The sequence below is a fragment of the Candidatus Poriferisodalis sp. genome (genome assembly GCF_965204195.1).
GTDB lineage: Bacteria > Actinomycetota > Acidimicrobiia > Acidimicrobiales > Poriferisodalaceae > Poriferisodalis.
This window is the reverse complement of record NZ_OZ241975.1, coordinates 217,947-240,594: the sequence shown is the minus strand read 5'-3', so window position 1 is coordinate 240,594 and position 22,648 is coordinate 217,947. Positions and strand designations below refer to the sequence as shown.

General features: G+C 67.2%; 18 protein-coding genes, 2 tRNA genes, 1 other RNA gene and 1 pseudogene. 12 read left to right on the top strand and 10 right to left on the bottom strand.

The genetic code is table 11. The annotated features are described in order from the left end of the window. Positions 1 to 32 precede the first annotated feature (32 nt). The 4 genes from ACOGI8_RS01065 to ccrA all read right to left on the bottom strand — a co-directional run bounded on the left by ACOGI8_RS01065 (position 33) and on the right by ccrA (position 4,139). The gene (locus ACOGI8_RS01065) at positions 33 to 1,193 is read right to left on the bottom strand and encodes an ABC transporter permease (RefSeq protein WP_419855056.1); all 1,161 of its coding nucleotides are present in this window, start codon (positions 1,191 to 1,193) and stop codon (positions 33 to 35) included. 56 nt (positions 1,194 to 1,249) lie between these two features. Further along, the gene (locus ACOGI8_RS01060) at positions 1,250 to 2,257 is read right to left on the bottom strand and encodes a BMP family ABC transporter substrate-binding protein (protein WP_419855055.1); all 1,008 of its coding nucleotides are present in this window, start codon (positions 2,255 to 2,257) and stop codon (positions 1,250 to 1,252) included. Positions 2,258 to 2,334: 77 nt separating this feature from the next. Next, on the bottom strand, positions 2,335 to 2,736 hold the full coding sequence (gene mce, locus ACOGI8_RS01055) for a methylmalonyl-CoA epimerase (protein WP_419855054.1): 402 nt from the start codon (positions 2,734 to 2,736) through the stop codon (positions 2,335 to 2,337). Positions 2,737 to 2,777: 41 nt separating this feature from the next. Then, the gene (gene ccrA, locus ACOGI8_RS01050) at positions 2,778 to 4,139 is read right to left on the bottom strand and encodes a crotonyl-CoA carboxylase/reductase (RefSeq protein WP_419855053.1); all 1,362 of its coding nucleotides are present in this window, start codon (positions 4,137 to 4,139) and stop codon (positions 2,778 to 2,780) included. Positions 4,140 to 4,309: 170 nt separating this feature from the next. Between ccrA and ACOGI8_RS01045 the strand changes: the two genes are divergently transcribed. After that, on the top strand, positions 4,310 to 5,506 hold the full coding sequence (locus ACOGI8_RS01045) for an acetyl-CoA C-acetyltransferase (protein WP_419855052.1): 1,197 nt from the start codon (positions 4,310 to 4,312) through the stop codon (positions 5,504 to 5,506). A 61-nt stretch (positions 5,507 to 5,567) separates the two neighbouring features. On the opposite strand, the gene ACOGI8_RS01040 is transcribed toward ACOGI8_RS01045, so the two are convergent. The 3 genes from ACOGI8_RS01040 to dnaX form a co-directional block, all read right to left on the bottom strand. Next, positions 5,568 to 5,957: a hypothetical protein gene (locus tag ACOGI8_RS01040; RefSeq protein ID WP_419855051.1), complete on the bottom strand. Its 390-nt coding sequence runs from the start codon at positions 5,955 to 5,957 to the stop codon at positions 5,568 to 5,570. A 77-nt stretch (positions 5,958 to 6,034) separates the two neighbouring features. Next, complete coding sequence (gene recR, locus ACOGI8_RS01035; RefSeq protein WP_419855050.1) at positions 6,035 to 6,631, bottom strand: recombination mediator RecR; 597 nt, start codon at positions 6,629 to 6,631, stop codon at positions 6,035 to 6,037. A 37-nt stretch (positions 6,632 to 6,668) separates the two neighbouring features. Continuing rightward, positions 6,669 to 8,540: a DNA polymerase III subunit gamma/tau gene (gene dnaX, locus ACOGI8_RS01030; protein WP_419855049.1), complete on the bottom strand. Its 1,872-nt coding sequence runs from the start codon at positions 8,538 to 8,540 to the stop codon at positions 6,669 to 6,671. Between the two features lie 255 nt (positions 8,541 to 8,795). On the opposite strand from dnaX, the gene ffs reads away from it, so the two are divergent. The 4 genes from ffs to tadA all read left to right on the top strand — a co-directional run bounded on the left by ffs (position 8,796) and on the right by tadA (position 10,651). Beyond that, an RNA gene (gene ffs, locus ACOGI8_RS01025) (signal recognition particle sRNA small type) lies at positions 8,796 to 8,894 on the top strand. A gap of 59 nt (positions 8,895 to 8,953) precedes the next feature. Beyond that, positions 8,954 to 9,042: transfer RNA gene (locus tag ACOGI8_RS01020), tRNA-Ser, on the top strand. 19 nt (positions 9,043 to 9,061) lie between these two features. Beyond that, entirely contained in the window at positions 9,062 to 10,060 is a 999-nt protein-coding gene (locus ACOGI8_RS01015; protein ID WP_419855048.1) for a sterol desaturase family protein, read from the top strand. Positions 10,061 to 10,204: 144 nt separating this feature from the next. After that, positions 10,205 to 10,651, top strand: a complete 447-nt coding sequence (gene tadA, locus ACOGI8_RS01010) for a tRNA adenosine(34) deaminase TadA (protein ID WP_419855047.1) — start codon at positions 10,205 to 10,207, stop codon at positions 10,649 to 10,651. A 44-nt stretch (positions 10,652 to 10,695) separates the two neighbouring features. On the opposite strand, the gene ACOGI8_RS01005 is transcribed toward tadA, so the two are convergent. Next, a tRNA-Ser gene (locus ACOGI8_RS01005) sits at positions 10,696 to 10,785 on the bottom strand. A 107-nt stretch (positions 10,786 to 10,892) separates the two neighbouring features. Here ACOGI8_RS01005 and xseA point away from each other — a divergent pair. The 4 genes from xseA to ACOGI8_RS00985 all read left to right on the top strand — a co-directional run bounded on the left by xseA (position 10,893) and on the right by ACOGI8_RS00985 (position 15,714). Continuing rightward, positions 10,893 to 12,368 carry an exodeoxyribonuclease VII large subunit gene (gene xseA / locus ACOGI8_RS01000; protein WP_419855046.1) on the top strand — a complete coding sequence of 492 codons (1,476 nt, stop codon included), beginning with the start codon at positions 10,893 to 10,895 and terminating at the stop codon, positions 12,366 to 12,368. Further along, on the top strand, positions 12,361 to 12,624 hold the full coding sequence (gene xseB, locus ACOGI8_RS00995) for an exodeoxyribonuclease VII small subunit (protein ID WP_419855045.1): 264 nt from the start codon (positions 12,361 to 12,363) through the stop codon (positions 12,622 to 12,624). The genes xseA and xseB overlap by 8 nt, the downstream gene beginning before the upstream one ends. A gap of 327 nt (positions 12,625 to 12,951) precedes the next feature. Beyond that, positions 12,952 to 14,868, top strand: coding sequence for a S9 family peptidase (locus tag ACOGI8_RS00990; RefSeq protein WP_419855044.1), 1,917 nt, complete (start codon positions 12,952 to 12,954; stop codon positions 14,866 to 14,868). 9 nt (positions 14,869 to 14,877) lie between these two features. After that, positions 14,878 to 15,714 (top strand): SURF1 family protein, encoded by an 837-nt coding sequence (locus ACOGI8_RS00985; RefSeq protein WP_419855043.1) that lies wholly within the window; start codon positions 14,878 to 14,880, stop codon positions 15,712 to 15,714. A 99-nt stretch (positions 15,715 to 15,813) separates the two neighbouring features. On the opposite strand, the gene ACOGI8_RS00980 is transcribed toward ACOGI8_RS00985, so the two are convergent. Together ACOGI8_RS00980 and ACOGI8_RS00975 are read right to left on the bottom strand one after the other, a co-directional pair. Then, positions 15,814 to 18,756, bottom strand: a complete 2,943-nt coding sequence (locus ACOGI8_RS00980; RefSeq protein WP_419855042.1) for a hypothetical protein — start codon at positions 18,754 to 18,756, stop codon at positions 15,814 to 15,816. Positions 18,757 to 18,911: 155 nt separating this feature from the next. Beyond that, complete coding sequence (locus ACOGI8_RS00975; RefSeq protein WP_419856436.1) at positions 18,912 to 19,148, bottom strand: hypothetical protein; 237 nt, start codon at positions 19,146 to 19,148, stop codon at positions 18,912 to 18,914. On the opposite strand from ACOGI8_RS00975, the pseudogene ACOGI8_RS00970 reads away from it, so the two are divergent. From ACOGI8_RS00970 to ACOGI8_RS00960, 3 genes and pseudogenes are all read left to right on the top strand, one after another. After that, positions 19,086 to 19,294 (top strand): annotated as a pseudogene (locus ACOGI8_RS00970) (transposase); the annotation flags it as partial. The gene ACOGI8_RS00975 and the pseudogene ACOGI8_RS00970 overlap by 63 nt on opposite strands. 41 nt (positions 19,295 to 19,335) lie before the next feature. Next, on the top strand, positions 19,336 to 19,599 hold the full coding sequence (locus ACOGI8_RS00965) for a hypothetical protein (RefSeq protein WP_419855041.1): 264 nt from the start codon (positions 19,336 to 19,338) through the stop codon (positions 19,597 to 19,599). 168 nt (positions 19,600 to 19,767) lie between these two features. After that, positions 19,768 to 22,605 carry a DUF4365 domain-containing protein gene (locus tag ACOGI8_RS00960; RefSeq protein WP_419855040.1) on the top strand — a complete coding sequence of 946 codons (2,838 nt, stop codon included), beginning with the start codon at positions 19,768 to 19,770 and terminating at the stop codon, positions 22,603 to 22,605. Positions 22,606 to 22,648 lie beyond the last annotated feature (43 nt).

Sequence of the window (22,648 nt, the reverse complement as noted above, 5' to 3'; positions counted from 1 at the left end):
GTCGTGCGACCAGCGAAGGACTGCGCCGGCGGTCATCGGCCCCACCCCGCACCGAGCGTCAGGCGACGATCCGGCGCATCGGGCCGATCACGCAACCGCAGCAGCCAGCGCACGATCAACGGCGCTGCCACGAACAGCAGGATCAGCGCTTGGATCACATCGATGATCTCCGGCGCAACCCCCGACTCAAACTGCATCTTGGCGGCGCCCGCTTCCATCAAACCCACCAGCAGACCAGCGGGGATGACGGCGATGGGGTTGGTACGAGCCAACAGCGCAATCGTGATGCCCTCAAAGCCGAGGCCCACGTTCACCCCGGCCTCGAAGCGACCGTCGACGCCGAGCGACTCGATCGCTCCGCCGAGGCCGGCCAGCAGCCCCGCCACCGCCATGGTCGAGGCCATGATCCAGCCCACCGAGATGCCCGCATACCGAGCGGCGTGACGGTTCGCCCCCACGCTGCGCACCTCGAAGCCGTAGGTGGTGCGTTCCAGGATGAACCAGCAGGCGAATGCGGCGATCACCGCCAGCACGAAGCCCGCCGGCAGCCATCCCCAGGTGGGGATCTCCGCCGACGGCTCCACCAGCGGGGTCCTGGCGATGATGTTGGAGCCGGATCGGTCCTGCCAGGGGTTCGCCGCCAGCCAGTCGGTGAGGTTGCCGGCCACGAAGTTGAGCATGATCGTGACGATCACCTCGTGCGCCCCCGATGTGGCTTTCAGCACGCCGGCGATGGCACCCCACGCAGCCCCCGCAGCGGCACCTATCAGCAGCGCCAGCGGAAGATGCACCACCAGCGGCACGCCCTCGAGTCCGAAGCCCACGCCCGCCGCGAATGCCGCACCAACCAGCAGCTGGCCCTGCCCGCCGATGTTGAACAGGCCCGCCTTGAACGCGAAAGCAACAGCTAGGCCCCCGAACACGAGCGGCGTCGCCTTCTGCAGGGTGCGCAGCAGCGCATCGGCGTCGCCCGCCCCGCCGAGCACCAACGCGCCGTAGGCACTCGTCACCGAGTGGCCCTGCACAGCGATGAGCACGGCGCCTAGGACGAGGCCCAGCACCACCGATGCCAGCGGCACCGCAGCGGCGCGCATCACCCCACGCATCGGGCTCTGGCGAGCGTCGGCGGCGTTGCCTTCCGCTTCGAGGCGGTCAGCCTCCGCGGGCGGCGATGGACTCGCGGGCGTGCTCACGGCGAGGTGAGGTGCCCGCGCTCGGGGGCGTCCCGCTCAGCTTCTGGCTCGCCGGATCAGCCTGGCGGCCATCCGGTGTCGATCTCGCCGGCGTTCAGGCCAGCCAGCACGTCGTCCAGCGTCGCCCGCATCTCGTCAGTGACGATGCTGTCGAAATCGTGGAACGGCGCCAAGCCGACCTCGCCGAGGTAGTTGCCCCCGGCGAAGTCACCGCTCTCAGCTTGGGCAACCAGGTCGGCCACGCCCGGGGTGATGAGCTTCATGGCGCTCGTCACCAGGCACGGCCGCGCCTCGGGCACCGTGTTCCACTGGTCTGTGTCAACGCCCACGCAGTAGGCGCCTTCCTGCGAAGCAATCTCGATGAGCGCCCCGTTGCCAGTGGCACCGCCGGCGCCGAAGATGATGTCGGCACCCTGGTCGAGGGCCTGCCGGGCGGTGGCAGCACCCCAATCGGGATCGCCGAACGCAACGTCCAGACCGCCGGGGTGGTACGTGGAGATCGTCTCCACGGCCGAGTTGGTATAGCGGGCTCCGTGCTCCCAGCCTTCCTTGAAGGCCACCACGGGAGGTACCAGATCGGTGCCGAGCACGGCGCCCACGATGTTGGTCTCGGTGAGCATGCCCGCGAGCGCGCCGGCCAGGAAGCCCGACTGGTCTTCGGGGAAGATCAGCCCGGCCAGATTGGGCAGCGCCTCAGCCTGGAACTGGTCGACGCCGATGAAGAAGATGTCGGGGTTCTCCTTCGCCGCAGTGATGGTGGCGTCGCCGAGGCCGAAGCCGACGGTGATGATGACGTTCACACCGTCTTCGACGAACAGGTTGATGTTGTTCTCGTAGTCCTTGGCCTCTTCGGTCTCGATGTAGTCGGCTTCGGCGCCCAGCGCGGCGGCGGCTTCCTGCGCGCCCTCCCACGCCGACTGGTTGAAGCTCTTGTCGTCGACCTTGCCGGTGTCGGTGACCAAGCCGATCTTGAACGCCTCGCTGTCGTCGCTGCCCGTGCAGGCTGCAGCCAGCAGCGCAACGATCGCCAACACCAGTGCCAACCGCTTTGTCAGTCTCGTCATGGAGGCCCTCCCGTTCGCACCCGTGACGTGGCCGGGCCGCAGCGGCCCCGCCGGTTTGCAGGCGAGCCTATGCGCGCTCATTCCTGCACGAGTTCGACCAGCGTGCCCAGATTGCCCTTCGGGTGAACAAATGCGACCGTGGTGCCGCGGGAGCCGGGTCGGGGTGCGGTGTCGATGGGCACCGCACCGGCGTCAATCATTGTCTGGAGTGCTGCGGCGCAGTCATCCACCCGGTAGCCGACATGGTGCAGGCCCTCACCCCGGCGCTCGAGGAACTTGGCGATGGGCGAATCCGGGCGGGTCGCCGCAGTGAGCTGGATGTAGCTGTCGGCGACCTTGATCAGGGCCTCCTCGACGCCGTCAGAGTCGACGACTTCCCGGTGGGCGACCTCAGCGCCGAACGCTTCGGCGTAGTAGGCGACCGCAGCGTCGAGGTCGTTCACGGCGATGGCCACGTGGTCGATCTCGGTCAGGATCATCGGGCTGCTCCCCATTTCTTGGCGGCTCAGTGTCGGCGGCTTCAGGCGCTGGCGGCTTCCAGCGAGGCTGCATGGCGGGCGAACAGCGTGATGCGGTCATCGCCGATTCGCTCGCGCTTCTCTGGATCGGTGATGCCCAGACCCGGTTCGGGGGCGAGGCACAGCACGCCGAGCTTGCCCTCATGCAGGTTGTGATGGACCTGCCGCGCGGCCAAACCCGTCTCCTCGAGCGTGAACGTCTTGGACAGGATCGGCTGGATGCGCCCCTGATCGATGAGCCGGTTCATCGCCCACGCCTCGGCGTAGTTGGCGAAGTGACTCGACACGATTCGCTTCAGCTTCATCCACAGATGCCGGTTGTCGTACTCGATCATGTACCCGCTGGTGGCGGCACACGTCACGACGGTGCCGCCCCGCTTGGCGGCGAACACCGATGCTCCCATGGTGGACCGGCCTGGATGCTCGAACACGATGTCGGGGTCGTCCCCGATGAGGCTGCGCACCTTCTTGCCGAAGCGCCGCCATTCGCGCTCGTCCTGGGTGCTGGCGTCGCTCCAGAAGCGGTAACCCTCGGCGCTGCGATCGATGGTGTGCTCCACGCCGAGCTGGCCGAGCAGCTCCGCCTTGTCGGGCGAGCTGACGACGCCGATGGGCACGCCGCCGCCGTTGAGCACGAGCTGGCAGGCATAGCCGCCCAACCCCCCGGTGGCGCCCCAGATGAGCACCGAGTCGCCCTGCTTCATGCGAGCGGCGTTGTCGCCCACCAGCATCCGGTAGGAGGTGGCGGCGCAGAGCGCATTCACCGCCGCTTCCTCCCACGACAGGTGCGCCGGCTTGGGCATGAGCTGGTTGGCCTTGACGATGGTGAGGTCGGCCAGCCCGCCGAAGTTGCTCTCGAAGCCCCAGATCCGCTGGTTGGAGGCCTTCATCGAGTCCTCGTGGGCTGCAGGATCCTGATCGTCGACGTAATTGCAGTGAACGACCACCCGGTCGCCGGGGCGCCAATTGCGCACCGCCGAACCGCACTGCAGCACAACTCCGGAGGCGTCTGAGCCGAGCACGTGGTAGTCGAGCGCGTGGCGGGCACCCCAGCGGCTCTCCCGACCCAGCCGATCCAAGAAGCCGAACGTGGGCAGGGGCTCGAAGATCGAGGTCCACACGGTGTTGAAGTTGATGGCGCTGGCCATCACCGCCATGTACACCTCGTCGGGCGCGAGCTCGGGCGTGGCGACCTCGCCGATGTGGGTGGCCTCGCGGGGATCCTTGTCGGCCGAGGCACGGCCCTCGAACATCGTCTGCTCGTCACGCAATACGTATGCCGCCCTGAAGCTCTCCGGGATCGGCATGGCCTCAAGTTCGGGGCCGGACGCGCCGGCATCGATGGCATCAGCGAACTGCTTCACGGGGCCGAACGCTAACGGTGCGGCAGAGCCGCGAGTGCCACAATTTGGTGACGATCCGGCCCGTCGATCCCGGGCTCGGGCAGCCTCGCAGGCCGTTTCGTACACTCGCCGTGCACAGATCAGTCGCCGAGCCTGCGGGCTGGCGCGTCGGTGCAGGCGAGGGGGTTGCAATGGCTCGTAATGGGAGGGCTGGTTCGGTAGTCGTCGGGGGTGCGCGCACGCCGATCGGCAAGTTCAACGGCGGACTGGCCGGCCTGACCGGCGCACAACTCGGCGGCATTGCCATCGAAGGTGCGCTGGAGCGTTCCGGCTTGGCGGCCGGCGACGTCGACTACGTGGTGATGGGACAGGTGCTGCAGGCCGGCCAGGGCCAGATCACCGCCCGGCAGGCTGCGACCAACGCCGGCATCTCCATGGATGTGCCCGCCATCACGATCAACAAGGTGTGCCTGTCGGGCCTGAACGCGATCTACATGGCCGACCAGATGATCGCAGCGGGCGACGCCGACGTGGTCGTCGCGGGCGGCATGGAGTCGATGACCAATGCGCCCTACCTGCTGCCGGATGGCCGCAACGGCATGCGCATGGGCTCGGGCACGGTGCTCGACGCCATGATCCACGACGGCCTGTGGTGCGCCTTCGACGACGGTCACATGGGCGACGGCACCGAGCGAGACGCGGCGAGCGCCGGTATCGCCCGCAGCGCGATGGACGAGTACTCCGCCCAGTCGCACGAACGAGCGACGGCCGCGCAGAAGGACGGTCGCTTCGATGACGAGATCGTGGCCGTCAGCATCCCTCAGCGCCGCGGCGATCCGCTGACGGTGCTCGACGATGAGGGCATCCGGCCCGGTACGACGCCCGAGAGCCTGTCGGGCTTGCGGCCGGCGTTCGCACCGGACGGTGCGGTCACGGCCGGCAATGCATCGCAGATCTCCGACGGCGGCTGCGCGCTGGTGGTCATGTCACCCGAGGCGGCTGCTGAGCGCGGCATCGAGCCGCTGGCCGAAGTTGTGTCGTACGGCATGGTGGCGGGGCCGGACACGTGCCTGCTGCACCAACCGGCGAATGCGATCCGCCGTGCGCTCGAGCGCACTGACCTCGACGTGTCCGACCTGTCGCTGTTCGAGATCAACGAGGCCTTCGCTGCGGTGGCCGTGGCGTCGACCGAGGAGCTGGGCGTGTCGTCGGAGATCGTGAACCCGAACGGCGGTGCGGTAGCGCTCGGCCATCCCATCGGCATGTCGGGTGCCCGTCTGGCGCTCACCCTCGCCAGCGAGCTGCGCCGCCGTGGCGGCGGACTGGGCGCGGCGGCGCTGTGCGGCGGCGGCGGTCAGGGCGACGCTGTCGTCCTGCGGGTTGCATAGTCACTCCGTCCAATCCATCTCACTTCACCAAGGCCTCTGAACGGCAGCGGCGCGAGCCGATTCAGGCGGCCTCGGGTCGGGCGAGCACTTCGGTCGCCACGGACATCGGCCACATCGCAGCTTCGACGGCATCGCTGACCGCTCGCGCATCTGCAGCGGGTGCTTCGAGATACACACGGCTCGCGCCGAGCAGCTCAGTCAGCCTGGCAAATGGGGCCGGGTCGACCAGCATCGCTCCTACTACCGCCGCTGGCGCAGTGGCAATCGCCAGCAGCGCGCCGCACGGATCGACGAACACCGCGGCAATGCCGTCCGGGCCAGCACAGGAACTCAGGCACAGCGCACGCGCGTGGCACTTCCCGGTCACGAGCACTCGCTGGTCGGGTGACGGCCTGAACACTGCGACAGGCAAGTCGCGTGAGGTTCGATGGTCGGGGTCGAAGGCAGCCATGGCACTCCTTGGGAGTGCAGGCCGCTGGGGAAGTGTCGGCCGGACAGTAAGCAGGTACAGCTCACCCGTCCAGCGATTTAGGGCGTGAGGGTGCGGCGGTTGCGGAGAGCTCGTTCGAGGGTGAGCTCGTCGGCGTATTCGAGGTCGCCGCCGACGGGCAGGCCGCTGGCGAGCCTGGTCACTTGCACGCCGAGCGGTTCGAGCTGACGTGCGAGATACATGGCGGTCGTGTCGCCCTCGATGTTCGGATTAGTGCACACGATCAGCTCGGTGATCGACTCGCTGTCGAGGCGGGCGAGCAGCTCGCGGATGCGCAGCTGTTCGGGCCCGATGCCTTCGAGCGGGTTCAGGGCCCCACCGAGCACGTGGTAGCGGCCCCGGAAGCCCGCCTTCTCCATGGCCACCACGTCCCGCGGCTCCTCCACCACGCAGATCATCCCGTTGGCCCGCGCCGGGTCGGCACAGATGGGGCATGGGTCGGTCTCGCTGAGGTTCCAGCACTGGCTGCAGAAACCGACCCGGTCTTTGGCGGCGGTGATGGCTGCGGCGAGGCGATGAGCGTCCGCGGCCGGCCGCTTCAGCAGCCAGAACGTGATGCGCTGGGCGCCCTTGGGGCCGATGCCGGGCAGGCGGCTGAGTTCGTCGATCAGGTCTTCGACGGCGTCGTCGTACACGTCTGTCCCCGCCGCTGGTGGTGGTCAACCAAGGCTGTCAGGTCGCGTCCTCGTCGTCGCGGACCACGACCGAGCCCGGAAAGCGGTCCACGATCCGCTGCACCTTGTCCTCCTGCGAGGACACAGAAGCGGCCGCTTCCTGCGAAGGCGTTGATGCGATCGGACCCTCGGTCGCGGTCTGTTGCGCCGCCGAAGACGAGGCATCCTCGGTTGAGGTCGACGGCGCCGACTGCGGTGACTCGGCGCTGGCCGGCACAGGCGGACTGGGCGCACCGCCCGCGTCGCTCACCTCGAGACGCACCGTCTGATCGAGCAAGTCCGACAAGATGGGCTCCACCTCATTGCTTCGACGCCGGGCCTGAGCGAGGGGCACGCCTTCAGTCAGCCGGACGGTCACCACATTGCGCTCGTGGGCGAGAACGGTTGCGTCACGGAATAGACCTGCGGCAACCGGACGCAGCTTCCCGACAATCAGGGATTCCCACATGCGTTGGAGCTCAGGGGCTGACATCGCAGAGCCAGAGTCCGGCGCAGGCTCGGCCGTCGTGGGCGGCTGCGCGTCCGCGCCGGGCGACGTAGCGGGAGGCGAGGGCGCGGCAGCGGCCTCGATCGCCGGATCCGGCCGCGGTTCGGGAGGCACCTGCGCAGCAACGGACTCAGCCGGAGCGGGCGGCACAGCCGGTGCAGGGGGCACAGGCGGGGGCGGCGGGGCTGCGGACGGGGCATCGAGTGAGGGGGGTGCCGTAGTTGCGGCCATGGCCGCTCGGGCGGCGGCGGGGCCGGCAGCGGGCGGCGCTGGCGCGCCCGCTCCGCCGCGGGCCGGCGCTACGGCGGAAGGCCCTGCATCGGGCTTGGCGGCGCCGAGCAGATCATCGGCGAGCAGGCCCACTAGCGCTGTCTCCAGCGTCAGGCGACGATCAGCCGATTGGGGCATCTGCGCCAGGGCGCTGCCGAGCACCTCGAGGGCCCGCACATTGGCACGGCGACCCATCACGTCGCTCAGCTCTCGCGCCGAAACGATGTCGGCTTGCGGCAGTTCAGCGGGCTCCACACCTGCGCCCACCAGGAACATGTCACGCAGGCGGCGTGCGGTGCGCTCGGCCAAATCACGGGCGTCGACGCCAGCAGCCGTGGCCTCTGCCACAGCGATCAGGGTCGCGGCCAAGTCGGCGCCAGCGAGCGCCTGCACCAGTGCGTTCACGTCGGCGCGATCGTCGGGGATGCCGCCGGCCGCCAGCACCGTGTCGAGCGCCGACAGCGCATCGCGGACCGACCCGGCACCCCGTTCGGTCACGTAGTCGACGACGGCATCATCGACCGGCGCGCCAGCGGCTTCGGCAATGGCTCGCACATGCGGCGCCATCTCGTCCGCACCCACCAGCGACAGCTCGTACTGCTGGGTGCGGCTGCGGATGGTGGGCAGCACTTTGTTCGGATCGGTGGTGGCCAAAATGAACACCACGTGCGACGGCGGTTCCTCCAAGGTCTTGAGCAGCGCATTGGACGCCGCCGCAGAGAGCATGTGCACCTCGTCGAGCAGGTACACCTTGCGGCGCCCGGAGCTGACCAGGGCCGCCTTCTCGGTCATGTCGCGGATGTGGTTCACCGAGTTGTTGGACGCTGCATCGAGCTCGATGAGGTCCATCGAGGTGCCCGCAGCAACGGCGACGCAGCTGTCGCAGACACCGCATGGCTCGCCCTCGTCGGTGAGCGCCTCGCAGTTGAGCGCCTTGGCCAGGATGCGGGCGGTGGAGGTCTTGCCGGTGCCGCGAGGACCGCTCAGCAGGTACGCGTGACCGACGCGGTCCTCGCGTACGGCGTTGCGCAAGGCCCGAACCAAGTGCGGCTGTCCGACCACCTCCGCAAACCGCTGAGGCCGGAACCTCCGGTAGAGCGACTGGTGCTGCATCTCGCGGCGATCCTAAGAGGCCGGGCAGAGATTCGCCGACCGCTTTCTGGCCGCCAATTGCTTGCCGCTCTTGTTCGCTGTCGCTCACGGGGCCGCTAGGCCCCGGAGGCCGGGCAGAGATTCGCCGACCGCTTTCTGGCCGCCAATTGCTTGCCGCTCTTGTTCGCTGTCGCTCACGGGGCCGCTAGGCCCCGACTGTGACCGATCCGGCGGCTCTGCGGTTATCGTTCGGGGCGTGTCGCCGTCTGACGTGGCGGCCGGGTCCTGTGCAACGGCGACCCGTGAACCGAGTCAGGGCCGGGAGGCAGCAGCTCTCAGCGGACCTCGTTGTGTGCCGCAGATCGCCTGGCCGCCTCGCCAGACGGCGACACGCCTGCTGCACGCCGATCGCCCTGCGATCGGCGCATCGGTACGGAGAGTTGCCAGAGTGGACGAATGGGCTCGCTTGGAAAGCGTGTGAGGCTTTCATCGGCCTCCGTGGGTTCGAATCCCACACTCTCCGCATGTCAGACTGAGCAGTGATGACCAGCTCCGGGCTGCCCACCAGGGACGCCAAGGGTTACGAGCCGGACCTGCCCATCTCGGTGTCCACGATCCTGGACTGGCCGCCGCGGCCGCTCGCGACCCTGCGGCACATCTCGCTGATGATGCTTCCGCAGGGAATGCTCTGGGTGGCGATGTCGGCAGTGGTGTGGAACTTCTTCACGCCGTCCCCCGAGCGCATGGCCAGCCTGCACCCCAGGTGGATCTTGGAGATCTACGTCCGCAACGTGGTGCTGTTCACGCTGGTCGCGGGGACGCTGCACGTGGCGCTGTACGTGCGGCGGGTGCAGCAGCAGCGCTACAAGTACAACCGCCAGTGGCTCAGCACCACCAACCGGGCGTTCCTGTGGAACAACCAGACCCGCGACAACATCTTCTGGTGCCTGGCGAGCGGCTGTGCGGTCTGGTCGGCATATGAGGCGCTGACCATGTGGTTCTACGCCAACGACTGGATCCCGTCGGTGGAGTGGGGCACCTGGTGGCCGTACATCTGCGCGCTCACGGTGATCGCGTCGCTGTGGTCGGTGGTGCACTTCTATTGCATCCACCGGGTGCTGCACACGCGCTGGGTCTACGACCACGTGCACTACCTGCATCACCGCAACGTGAACACCGGGCCGTGGAGCGGGCTGTCGATGCACCCGGTCGAGCACATGATGTACCTCAGCATGATCGTGCTGTGGTGGGTGGTGCCCGCCCACCCGTTCATCCTGATCCTCACCCTGCTGTCCAACGCCGTGGCCACGTCGTTCTCGCACTCGGGATTCGAGCGCTTCGAGATCGGCAAGCGCGAGGGACCGACCATGGCCGGAGCCGACTACTTCCACCACCTGCATCATCGCTACTTCGAGTGCAACTACGGCAACCGGCCCGTGCCGCTCGACAAGCTGTTCGGCACCTTCCACGACGGCACGCCCGAGGCCCACGCCAAGATGCGTGAGCGGGCTAAGGCGCGGCGCGGCGTCACCACCGCCTGACACCGAATTGCCTCTTGCTTCCCGCTCTTGTTCGCTTCGCTCACGGGCCGCTCGGGCCCAGGCGGCGGCGCGGCATCTCGACCGCCTGACGCCGAGGCCCGACGCTGCCGCTTGATATCGGGCAGCAGCGGCCACACTGCGGGTGTGACAGACGAAGCAGCCATCGAGTTGGCGTTGGAACAAGCCCGTCGGGCTGCGGCGATCGGCGAGGTGCCGGTCGGCGCGGTGGTGATCCTCGACGGCCAAGTGCTGGCCGCACGACACAACGAGCGCGAGACCACCAACGACCCCACCGCGCACGCCGAGGTGCTGGCCCTGCGCGATGCCGCGGCGGCAATCGGCGACTGGCGGCTGAACGGCGCCACGCTGGCGGTGACGCTCGAGCCCTGCCCGATGTGCGCGGGAGCTGCGCTGTCAGCCCGGGTAGCCCGGGTGGTGTTCGGGGCCTACGACCCCAAGGCCGGTGCCGCGGGAACCCACTACAACCTGCTGGTGGACCCGCGCTTCAACCACAACTGCGAGGTGGTCGGCGGCGTGCGCGAAGAAGAGTGCGGCGAGCTGCTCACGGAGTTCTTCAGCGCCCATCGTTGAATCGCTCGCGGCGCAGCGCCACGACGCTCGGGAGCGGCCGGGGGTGGCGGAAGGTGTGGGATTCGAACCCACGGTGACCCGAAGGCCACAACGGTTTTCGAGACCGCCCCATTCGTCCGCTCTGGCAACCTTCCGCAGCGCACCCTATCGACGCCTGCCCGGCTGACCGCCCAGCTCGCAGCCCGGCTGGCGAGGCGTAATTCGGTCGCGACGCGGACGAATTCGTGACAGCCTCAGAGCCGTGAACAGCGCTGTCGACCGCACCGGGGCCGCGGCCGGAGACCCGGCAGGTCAGGCCGACGGCACGTGGTCGGTCTCGGACTTGACGGCCGCCGTCGGCGAGACGATCCAGCGGGCCTTTCCCGGCGAGGTCTGGGTGCGCGGCGAGATCATCGGCTACTCGGTGGCGGCGAGCGGCCACATCTACTTCAACCTCATCGAGCCGGGTTCCGGCAACGATCGCCGGGGCGCACGCATGCGGGTGGCCCTGTTCAAGGGACGTCAGCGCCTGGTGAACCGCGACCTCGCCGCAGCAGGCGGTCTGACGCTCGACGACGGCATCGAGGTGCGGATCCGGGCCGAAGTCGAGTACTACGCCGGCAGCGGGCAGGTGCAGCTCATCATGAGCGGCGTCGACCCGCACTTCACCCTCGGCGTGCTGGCTGCCGACCGGGAGCGGATCCTTGCCGAGTTGGCCGAGTCGGGGCTGCTGCGGCGCAACGCCGCTGTGCCACTGCCCCTGGTGCCGCTGCGCGTCGGGCTCGTCACGGCCAGTGGCAGCGCTGCCCACGCCGACTTCGTCCATGAGCTGGAAGCCAGCGGGTACGCGTTCGAAGTGCTGCTGTGCGATGCCAGAGTGCAGGGCGTGACGGCCGAGGCCGATCTGGTGGCGGCGCTGCGCACGCTTGGGCAGGCCGACGTCGACGTGATCGCGGTGGTGCGCGGCGGGGGTGACCGCACCGATCTGCTGGCGTTCGACCTCGCGAGCGTGGCGAAGGCCATCGCGCTGTGCCCGCTGCCGGTGTTCTGCGGGATCGGCCACGAGATCGACACCTCGGTGGCCGACCAGGTGGCACACACGGCCGCCAAGACGCCGACTGCATGCGCCGCCGCGCTCGTCGCCCATGTCACCGCGTTCGACGAACGCCTGGCTCAAACCCGTCGCGAGGTGCACCGGCTTGCCCGCTCCCGGGCGACTGCCGCAGCAGCGCGTCTGGCCACTGCTCGAAGCACGCTGGGCCTGCTGGCCGAGCGCCGCCTAGCTCGCCCTCGCTCGTGGCTCGGCGAGGCCCGACTGCGGCTGGGCCACCAGACGCAGCGTCACTGCCGCGCTGCAGCCGGCAAGCTCGTCGGCGCGCGCCGGTCGCTGCAGCGCAGTCATACCCATGTGCAGCGCGGCATGGCGTCGCTCGCCTCCCAACGACCCCGGTTGGAAGGAGCGTCGGCGCGACACCTCGGCACCGCGAAGGCTCGGCTGCGTTCTGCATCGGCGCTGGTGTCGGCGGTTGCACCCGAGCGAACCCTGGCCCGGGGTTTTTCGATCACGCGCGCAGCCGACGGCAGCATCGTGCGCGAGATGCCCGCCGCTGGCGACACGATCTCCACCGAGACCCAGCACGCAGTGTTCGCCAGCGTTGTGCGCGACGACCACGCGACCGGCGATGAGCCCAACAGGCTGGCTGACGATCCGACGACGGGAAGGACAACTGATGGCTGAAGATGCCGACCATCGCGCTGACGCGGACCCAGGTAATGCCGAGCTCGGCGGTTACGCCGAGTCAATGGCCGAGCTCGAAACCATCCTGGCCAGCCTCGAGAACGACGATGTCGACATCGACACGCTGGCCTCGAAGGTTGAGCGAGCCTCGCTGCTGATCGCGCACTGCGAGGGACGCCTGCGTGCCACTGAGCTGTCGCTGACAAGCATCCTCGCCCAGCACGAACCGGCGACCACGGCCGAGGAAGACTTCTGAGCAGTGGCCGTGCGGGCATGTGTGGACCGAGGGAGTTGGTGGGCGCTCCCCCGGTCCACCTGCGCGTCACGGGCCGGTGGAAGACCCGGAGCGCACGCTCACGCCACTGCGGATTCTGCCCACTGTGAGTGACCGCGGCGGCTCGTCGAAATCAACGAGGAACCTATGAGTTCACCATCGAATTGTCAAGATGATGCGGCCCGATATCCCAGTAGTTCCGGGGATTTTCTGCATGGTGCGTGGCCGTCGCCGCTGCAAGCGGCCAATGTTGCCGCAGGTGCTGTGCGACGGACCGAGCCGCGCATCGCAGGCGCATGGGCTTACTGGGTGGAAGAGCGACCCCTCGACCACGGGCGAGGTTCCGTGGTGCGGGTGCGCCTCAACGAGCCCGGCGCAGGGCCCGTCGATGTTCCCCACTCCGCGGAGGCAGACATCCGCACCGCCGTCCACGAATACGGCGGCGGTGCCTGGCTGCCGTTCGAAGCAGCCGACGGCAACCACTTCGTGCTCGCCAGCTGCATGAGCGATCACCGGGTGCGGCTGTTCGACGCGGCGGGAGAGGCCGCGCCGCGTGCAGTGACGCCAGAACCGGACATCCCGCGGGGGCTGCGATACGCCGACCCCGCGCTGGTGCCCGTACCGCCCGGCAGCGCCGGTGGCGCGGCCGTCAGCCCGGTCAGCGTGTGGGTGCGCGAATCCCATGACGACACCGGGAACGAGCCGCGCAACGAGCTGGTCGCGATCCGCCTGGACGGGACGATCAGCGTGGTGGCCACCGGTGCCGACTTCTACTCGTCGCCACGACCGTCACCCGATGGCAGCGCACTGGCCTACCTGAGCTGGGATCACCCGAACATGCCGTGGGACCATGTGCGCCTGCACCTAGTGGACCTGGACGGCGGCATGGCGGTACCGGGGACCGACCGGGTACTGGTCGACGGCCCCGCCCTGAGCCAACCGGCCTGGAGCCCTGACGGCGAGCTGCACACCGTCACCGATGTCGACGGCTGGTGGTCGATCCACCACGTCGATACCGAGACGGGTGCCACCGAACCGGTGCTCGGAAACACAGCGGCCGGCGGGGAGCACGGCCGCGAGTTCGGCGTGTCGGCATGGGTCTTCGCGCAGGCCACCTACGGCTGGAGCGCCGACGGAACGCTGTGGTGCACGTGGACCTCAGGCGGTGTCGGCCACCTGGGCATCATCCGCGATGGACAACTGGAGGAGGCTCCGAGCGGGTTCACCGACTTCGGCCGCCTCGCGGTCACACCCGGCGGATCGGTCGTCACGGTGGCCGCCGGCTGGACCCGCCAGGCCGCCGTCGTGGAGATCGCACCCGACGGCAGCCATCGCCAGCTCAGCGCGAGCGAGCCGTCCGTGCTCGATTCCGACGACGTCTCGGTCCCCGAGGCGTTCACCTTCGACAGCGACGACGGATGCGAAGCCCACGCTTTCTTCTTCCCGCCTGCCAATTCGGCCGTGACCGCGCAGCCGGATGAGCTGCCGCCGCTCATGGTGCTCAGCCACGGCGGGCCCACCGGCTCGGCCCGCAGCTCGCTCGACCTGGGCATCCAGTACTGGACCACCCGCGGCATCGCCGTGGTCGACGTGAACTACGGCGGCAGCACCGGATACGGCACCGCCTTCCGCAACCTGCTGCGGGGCCAGTGGGGTGTCGTCGATACGCAGGACTGCATCGCCGCGGCACTCCACTTGGCCAGCGAAGGCGCCGTGGATGCCCAGCGCCTGGTCATCAAGGGGGGTTCCGCAGGCGGCTACACCACGCTGTGCGCGCTGACCGGCAGCGACGTGTTCGCCGCCGGCATCTCCCGCTACGGGGTCGCCGATCTGGAGGCCCTCGCCCGCGACACCCACAAGTTCGAGGCCCGCTACCTCGACGGGCTGATCGGTCCCTGGCCCGAGCAGGCCGGCCTGTACCGGGAGCGATCGCCAATCTGGCGGACCGACCAGCTGCGGACCCCGATGATCGTGCTGCAGGGCACCGAGGACCGGGTGGTGCCCCAGAGCCAGTCCGAACAACTCGTCGAAGCCCTAGCCAGCGCAGCCGTACCGCACGCCTACCTGCTGTTCGAGGGCGAGGGGCACGGCTTCCGCCGCGGCCCCAACATCGTGGCGGCGCTCGAAGCCGAGCTGTCGTTCCTCGGCCAGGTGCTGGGCTTCGAGCCCGCCGGCGACATCGCCCGCGTCGAGGTGCGCGAGGGTCGTCAGCAGCAGCCCCAATAGGTTCGGGCCGTGTACAGCTTCGCCCGGAGGCCGATCTGGCTGGCCGGGCACGCGCTCGCCGGCGGCCTGCTGGTGATCTTTGTGATCGCAGGCTTCTGGCAGCTCAGCCGCCACAACGAGGTGAGCGACCGCAACGCAGCGATCACCGAGCGCCAAGACATGCAACCCCTCGATGCCGACCGCTTCTTCGAAGCCGTAGCCGACCCCGCGGGCATCGACCAACTGGAGTACCGAACCGTGACACTGCCGATTCGACGTCTCGATATGGATGGCACCGTGCTCATCCGCAACCGGAGTCTCGACGGCGTCGCAGGGTGCCATTTCGCCGTGCCTGCAGAGGTTCCCTCCGACGACAGCACCGAGTCTCGAGGTGTGTTGGTGGTTGCCGGTTGGCTTCCTCTGCAAGCGTGCGAAGCGGTGCTCGTGCGCGAACCGATGGTCATCCGGACTCCGCTTGTGGCCGCCACACAGGTGGAGGGTCGGATACGACGAAGCCAAGAACGCGGGTGGCTCGGGCCTGCTGATCCAGCCCAAGGACGGCTAGAGACGCTGGCCCGTGTCGATGTCGAGCGCATCAACCGTCAATCCAACCTCGACCTTGTTCCGGCGTATGTCGAGGTGATCAGCTTCCGCAACCCAGACGGCTCCGTGATCGAGCCTCGCAGAGACCAATCGGATGGCACCCCGGTGCTTGAGCTCATCCCGCCGCCGGAGCTCAATGCCGGACCACACCTGGGCTACACGGTGCAGTGGTTCAGCTTCGCCGCCGTGGCCATCGTGGGCTACACGCTCGTGCTGCGCCACCAAGCCCGCAAAGGCGAATCCGAGCAGATCGCCGACGACTGAACACCGCCAGCAGCCGTCGTCACCGACGCGGTGCGTTTACCATTGCGCGAAACGGACACGGGACGCTCCGTGTGCCCGCCGTCCCGTGCGATGGCGCGCCTATGCGTCAGTCGAGGAATCTGCGGACGCGTAGTCGGGAACGAGTTCAGCAACAGCTGTCTCCAAGGCCGGACGGGGCCGTGACGGGTAGCGCTCGGCCTCACGGGCTGCTCGTGCGATTTGGGCGTGCAGCTCCGAGTCGGGATCGAACACCGGGACCGGAACATGCTTCAGCGGATTCGTATCGAAGTGGAGCTTCGAGGTCTTCGACTCGCGCCAAGCGTCCTGCAGGCACTCAGCGTTCAGCACACCTGTTAGGTACAGCGCCTCTTCATCCGAGGCAGCGACGTACCAGTACAGCTTGTCGTCGGCGACGAGGCCTGACGGTCCCCGACAAGCTCGCAGCGATTCGCCTGACTTGTTGTAGAACACCTTGCGGTGAGTCTCAGAGGTTCCAGCGGCAAGCTGATTCGTGAGCGTGCTTTGGAAGTCGACGTTCTCTGACAACGTCGCCCCGGCTGTCTTGGCCCGATCACGTGCATAGCGAGCTTCAGCGGTCTTCCAGTACTCGCGCGCTCGCGGCATAGTCGCCCGAAACTCGGCATCGTTCAGGGACATGACAGTTGGAGGGTCCCCCGAAAGCGGCGCGATGAGCCACGCATCCGGCGAACACTCGAACGGTAGAAGCGTCTGCGCGCGCAGCGTCCTCGTGAGCGCCGACGTCTCCACAACGACCTCGTAGCTCACGCCCTTCCAAGGCTTCTTCGTAGACGCCTTCGTGCTCACCTTGACTGTCTTGGCTGAACCATCGTCGTCCAGCTCGACCGGGTCGATCGGGTCGATGGCCAAGCACAGGCCCAGTGGCGATGCCACCGCGCCACGGCGGAACCGCCGCGCGTACGGCGACGGGCTACTGGCGCGCCGCACAACTTCGGACACAGTCGGCGCTTCGGGATCGCCCGAGTAGCGCAACAGCATTGCGCTGCCCCATTCGGAAGCGCCCTCACGAACCCGCCGGCCGACGACGACACAGGTGCCGTTGGGTGCATGCCGGAATGGGGGCGGCTCTACGTCATCAAGGCTTGCCGCATAGTCAAAGCCGACCTTCGCTTCACCCCAGTTTCCTGAGCGCCACTCATTCCATGTTTGGTTGATGAGTGCGCTGCCTGGCAACACCAGCCCGAACGCCCCTCCGTCTTCCAAGTAGAGATCAGTGGCACGCGCCGAGAACAGCGACGCCAAGTCGCCCTTGGCCGACCATCTGGCCTTGGGACGCAGCCCGTACCGCTCGCTGAGCGCGGCCATCTGATCCTTGCGCGTGCCGGCCGGTGTGTCGTTGGCAACCAGCCACGGCGGATTGGCAACAATCGCCATCACCTTGTTGCGCGCCAACGCGGATGGTGCAACTTGGTTGCCGATGTACCAGCGCCAGACATGATCGCCTTCGTCGGCCACTGCGTCGGACAGCTGGGCTACCGCGCCGCTCAGCATGGCCTGCGTCTCGGCATCGACCGCGTCAAGGCTGCGCTCGCCAACAGCAGCATCCACCAGCGTCCGCACCAGCCGTTCGGCGTGCGGCGACTCGATGACCTCGGCGGGAATGTCGATGCGCTGGCCTTGAGCCGATGTCAGGCCGAGCGTCCCCTGCATGTTCTTCTGAGCCTGCTCGGAGTGCAGCAGCGCGTCGGCGAGATAGACGCGCAACGGTACCGCGGCACCGGGCGGAAGCGCCGTTGCAAGCGTCGCCTTGGCCATCTCGACCGCAACGGGATGTACGTCGAGCCCGGTCACCATTGTCGCCACGATTTCTCTGGTCCGCCCCGCCAACAGCGGATGCGCGGAACGAATGCGCTTAGCGATGGCTCGAGCCGACCAGAACAGGAATGTGCCGGAACCACAGGCCGGGTCGAGTACCGAAAATGGCGGTGCTTCCACAAGCTCGGACGCTGCGGACACGTCGAGTGACCGCGCTGCTGCTTCGACCGCTGCATCCAGCCGAGCAGGTTCCTTCACGAGCACCTGTTCCACGACATCTGCGGCGAGCCAGTCCGGTGTGTAGTACTCGCCGAATTCCTTGCGGTCGTCGCGGTCGATCAGATCGTGGTACAGCTCCTTCAACAAGTCTCGGTCGGCCGCGCGCCAGTCATATTGAGACACGCTGCCGGCCAAACGCTCCAAGAGATCAATGCCAGCGGCGAAGTCGCCGAGCCACGCGCAGAAGCCGTCTGCCACAGCGGCGGGCAGCTCATCGATGGTCGACTCCTCCTGCGCGGCGAGCACAATCATGCGGGCCGCCACGACGAGCATCGTGTGTTCGGCAAAGTTGTGCGCTTGCCCGATGGCACCGGGTCCGACCAGACCCGACCCTTGGAGCGTGCGCCGCCACAGGCCGAACTTGGTCTCGTAGAACGGTTCGGTTTCGACCGTGGGCAGCAGCTCTCGAAGCTCGGTCAGATAGGGGTCGAACAGCGTTCGCAATGGCGACGGAGGAGACGGTGCACCCCGTCGCTCCGGGGGTGCCAGATACTCGACGACGAATTGACCGAAGACTTCTACGTCGTCTGCGAAGACCGCCCCCTGAACGTGAGGCAGCTGAACGAGTTGCCCCTCACCGGAGGACAGCGCACCCGAAGGCGCCTGCCATTCCCAGCCCCACCAAGTGCGGCCGTCCGTCAGGAACCCCCGCCAAGGTCGCTGGGAGCCGAGTTCCAGCCGGCGTTCGGCGAATGCCTCGACGTAGCGAGCGACCTGATCAAACTGCGTCTCGCCGGCGCCGGTTCTGAGCCTCGTGGGGTCTGCTTCGCCACGGGCCTTCGTCTCAATGACGACCCGGTACTCGTGACACACAAGATCAGCCGCACCGGTTCCGGCCCGTACCTCAAGTGAGTAGTCGCCAGCGTCGAGTTCCGCTAGCAGGTTCGCCAGCCTGCGGCGGATGTCTTGCTCACCTACCGCACCCAGCAGCGCTGTCAGCTGCTGTCCGGCACGTTCCTCGCTGGACATGCCATTCCTCCCGGTGATGCGATAGGTCCTAGGTCAGGCATCACTCTCGCGCCACGGTGTGACATTCAAGTGAGCACGGTATCGGAGCGCGGCAACGCGGATTGGGACGGCACCGGATCGAGGCCTGTCAGACGCACCCTTGTCAAGGGGGGTCGTCAGGCGGCCTGAAGCTGGGTCTTCAGTCGGTGTTGTTCGTCGCGCCACATTCTGCGGATGACGCGGTTGGCGAGGTGGCGTTTGTGGGCTCGTCGTGCTTCGCGTCGGGTCATGCCTTCGGCGGTTTTCGGGTGAGGCAGAGCGGTGCCGTCGAGCTGGCTGCGGGCTCGGTGCGCCACGTGCTCCAGGCCGGCCTCGAGGTCGAGATGACTAAACATCTGGGCTACGAGCGTCACGCCCCTGGGGGCAGAGGCACAGGGAACTCTTGGAACGGGTCGACGCCCAAGACGGAAAGGACCGAGGTCGGCGACGTCGGCCTGGCGGTGCCGCGGGACCGTTCGAGCCGGCCACGGTGCCCAAGCACCGCCGTCGCCTCGCCGGGCTGCTTAGGCAGATGTAGCTCAATTGAACTACAATGCCTCCATGCCTCAGTCGCATCCGTTGCAGGTCCGATTGGCCGACACCACGCTGGATCACCTCGACAACCTCGGTGAGATGTATGGATTCAACCGTTCTGAGACGGCGCGGCGCCTCATCGAACGTGGGTTGAATCGCTTTGCCGACCAGATGATGCGTCGCCTCTGCGTCCTCGGTGACCACCAGATCGAGGCTCTGGCCAGGACTCCGTTGAAGGACCGACTCGTCTTGCTCAGTCAACTTGACACCCAATCTGACGAGGGGCTGTGACTGCCGACGTCCCGTGCCCGCCTGGCCGTCCCGAAGTTCTCAGTCCCAAGCACGGGAATTCAGAGAAGCATCTGCGACGCAGCCTCGCCGGCGGGGCGCGCACACCGCGGTGCCTGACTGAACCGGGCGACTCAGAGTGCCCTTGATTCGAGAGGGATCGACATGCGCATGAACAGATCGCATCGGACCAGCGATCAGGGCGTGCAGCAGGTCAAGACCGACTTCACAGACTTGGGTTGGCACGCGATCGAGGTCCCGCAGGCAGGCGACATCGGCACCGACCTGTACGTCCAGCTGTTCGACGAGCGTCGTCACGCTTTGCGTCTCGTCTTGGGCATCCAGGTGAGGTCGGCAGCGTCGCAGTTCCGTAGTCCTGCGAAGGGCGACGACGGCGAGATCGTCGGCTGGTGGTGTTCGGATCACCGAGACCATTTCGACTACTGGTCGACTCACGCCCTTCCTCACTTGATCGTGCTGCGCGATCTCGAAGAACGCGTTTCCTACTGGGTCCATGTGACTCCTGAGGAGATCGAGCCTGCTGGCGACAGCGCCAAGATTCAGGTGCCGAGGCACCAGGTGATTTCGGCCGAACAAGTCGACGACGTTGTGAAGATCGCGGCGAGCCAGAAGGCAGCGCCGTTGCTGGAAGGGTTGGCGATCTCAGCGGGCATCGACGACTTGCCGCACTCTCGCCGCCTGCGCTATGCGCTGATCGCGCCGCGACTTGCCGCACCTCCTCGCGCAGCTGGCTACGAGAATTCCATCTGTGCCGAAGAAGCGATCGCGCTGATCGCAGCGGGTCGCTTCCGCGACCTGGTGAACTACGCGGATGCACATGAAGACGTCCCTGATCCTGAACAGATCAGCGACGACGCGACATGGCAATGGCAACTCGCAGCCGCGATGTGGGACTGGACGATCAATGACTCTCTCGCCAGCCTCCGTCTCGTGTTCGAGTCGGCTCCCGACGATCAGTCGCACGCGGCGAGCGCTGTGCTGTTGGCCTGCGCCTTGCGACGCGAGGAGCAGCCCGATGCCAGCACAGCAGTGCTCGACAGCCTCGCCGAGCACGAGTCGCTTCACCCTGTGGATCGCGGATGGGTGCTCGTCCAGAGAGCGCGCAACAAGATCGAAGTCGATGACGTGGACGGCGCTCATGAAGACGCAGTCGAAGCTCAAGGTTGCTTCGCGGGCGACCGCGACGACGTCACGGTCTCGGCGCTGAGCGCATCAGCAGCGTGGTCGCTATACCGCGCTGCATGGATGAGACGATTCGAGATCGGCGAACTCGTCTCGGAAGATGAGGACGAGCAGCAGCGCTACAAGGGACTACTCATCGCATTCGACACGGCGGTGTCTTGGTGGCGTTCCCGAGAAGTCTCCGCCGCGATGAGCGCCGAACAGGACGAGAGCTTCCGCGATTGGGCACAGGACGACCCAAACCAGGACATCGTCTCTGGGTCCTCGGGCGAGGATGCGTTGTTCGCTGCCGAACTGAATGCCGACCTGACGGCCGAGCACAGTGCCTGGCGCTCCATTGCCGAGCGCCGCGGTCGTCGGCTGTTAATGCACGCCTCCAAGGGCGATGATGAAGTCAAAGAACTGGCTGAAGGACTCGACACTCTGCGCCGATGCGGCCGACAGCAATCGCTCGGGCAGGCCATCGGTCATCTGCTTCGCGTCGGTCCAGCAGACGCCTTGGCGCAGTCTCTGCGCTGTTTGCCCAAGACCGGCTGGACCGGTACCACCATCGCTGCGAACTTCGAGGCGCTGAAGCTCGCGGGCCACTTTCTAGACGAGGACGCCGCCGGCGAGCTGCTGTTGTCATGTGCCCGTTTCGCACGCGGCGACCCACCCGATCTTCCGCGTTGCGAACTGACGCCTCCTGGGTTGATGATGGCCGCGCTCGACGGCGCAGCAGGACTGATGGCTGCCGCCAGCGATTCGTTGCACAGCCAAGTGGCCCGAGACCTCGCTGAGCTGCCGCCGAACGCAGAGCTCGCCTACAGCATGCGCATCGGCAACGTCCTTGATCAGCTCGATTGGAATCACGTCGAGCCTGCAGACCGCGAAAGGCTGCGCGAGCTGGCGAGACGCGGCAATGCGCGTGCCGTCGCTGCCGTGCTCGGCTGGTTCTACACAAACGGTGACACGGCAGCCCGCAACGAATTGACTCGCCTCGCCGCCGCCCGCGACCTATACGCCATGGCTGAGCTTGGTGACCTGAGCGAGCTGGGCGACGCGGAGGCACGTGATGTGCTTGACGCACTCAGTGATTGCGCCAACGGGGTGCTCGCTGATGCTCGACGAAGGCGATACGGCGGTGACGGCGCTTGGATCGCCGCAACATTGGTGGGTGCGTGCGCGACACATCCCCTCGAAGCTGACTGGGAGGACGCGTTCGCGCTCTTGGGCGAGCCTCTTGTCAACACCCACACCAAGCGGGCGCTGTGCGCAGCTGCCGTCGAACACGCCGAGAAACTCCCAGTGCAAGTCGCGCAACGCTTCATTGCCGGCTGCGATCAGATCGAACATCTGACACCGATCTACCGCGGCGACAGCGATATCGGCGCCATGCACACGAGCATGCTGTATGCGCTCGGCGCAGTCTCGGACTGCAACACCCAGACCGCTCTCGTCGAGCATGCTGCCGGCACCCATCTTGAGCGATGCGATGCTGCTCGCCTCGCGCACAAGCTCTGCAGCGACCGAGCTGACATCGTTCTCGCGATGCTCGCCGGAGATCGAGACTTCTTGGTGCGCGCAAACGCCGCCTACTGCATCGGGCATCGAGTCTGCAACGATGAGAACCGCGGGCTTGACGCGGCCGCGCTGAAACTCGCTTGTAGCGACGCGACCAGCATCCAACTGAGCCTGCTAAACGGCCTGCAAGCGAGTAGTCCGCCCCACCGCCCAGTCGTGAACTTGATCGCCGCGCAACTCGAGATACACCCCTCGGCCCGAGTACGCCGACTCGCCGACTCGCTGACGAACAACAACGATTGAAGTGTGCCCCGAAGAATCCTTGAAGCGCCTTGGCCGGCGATCT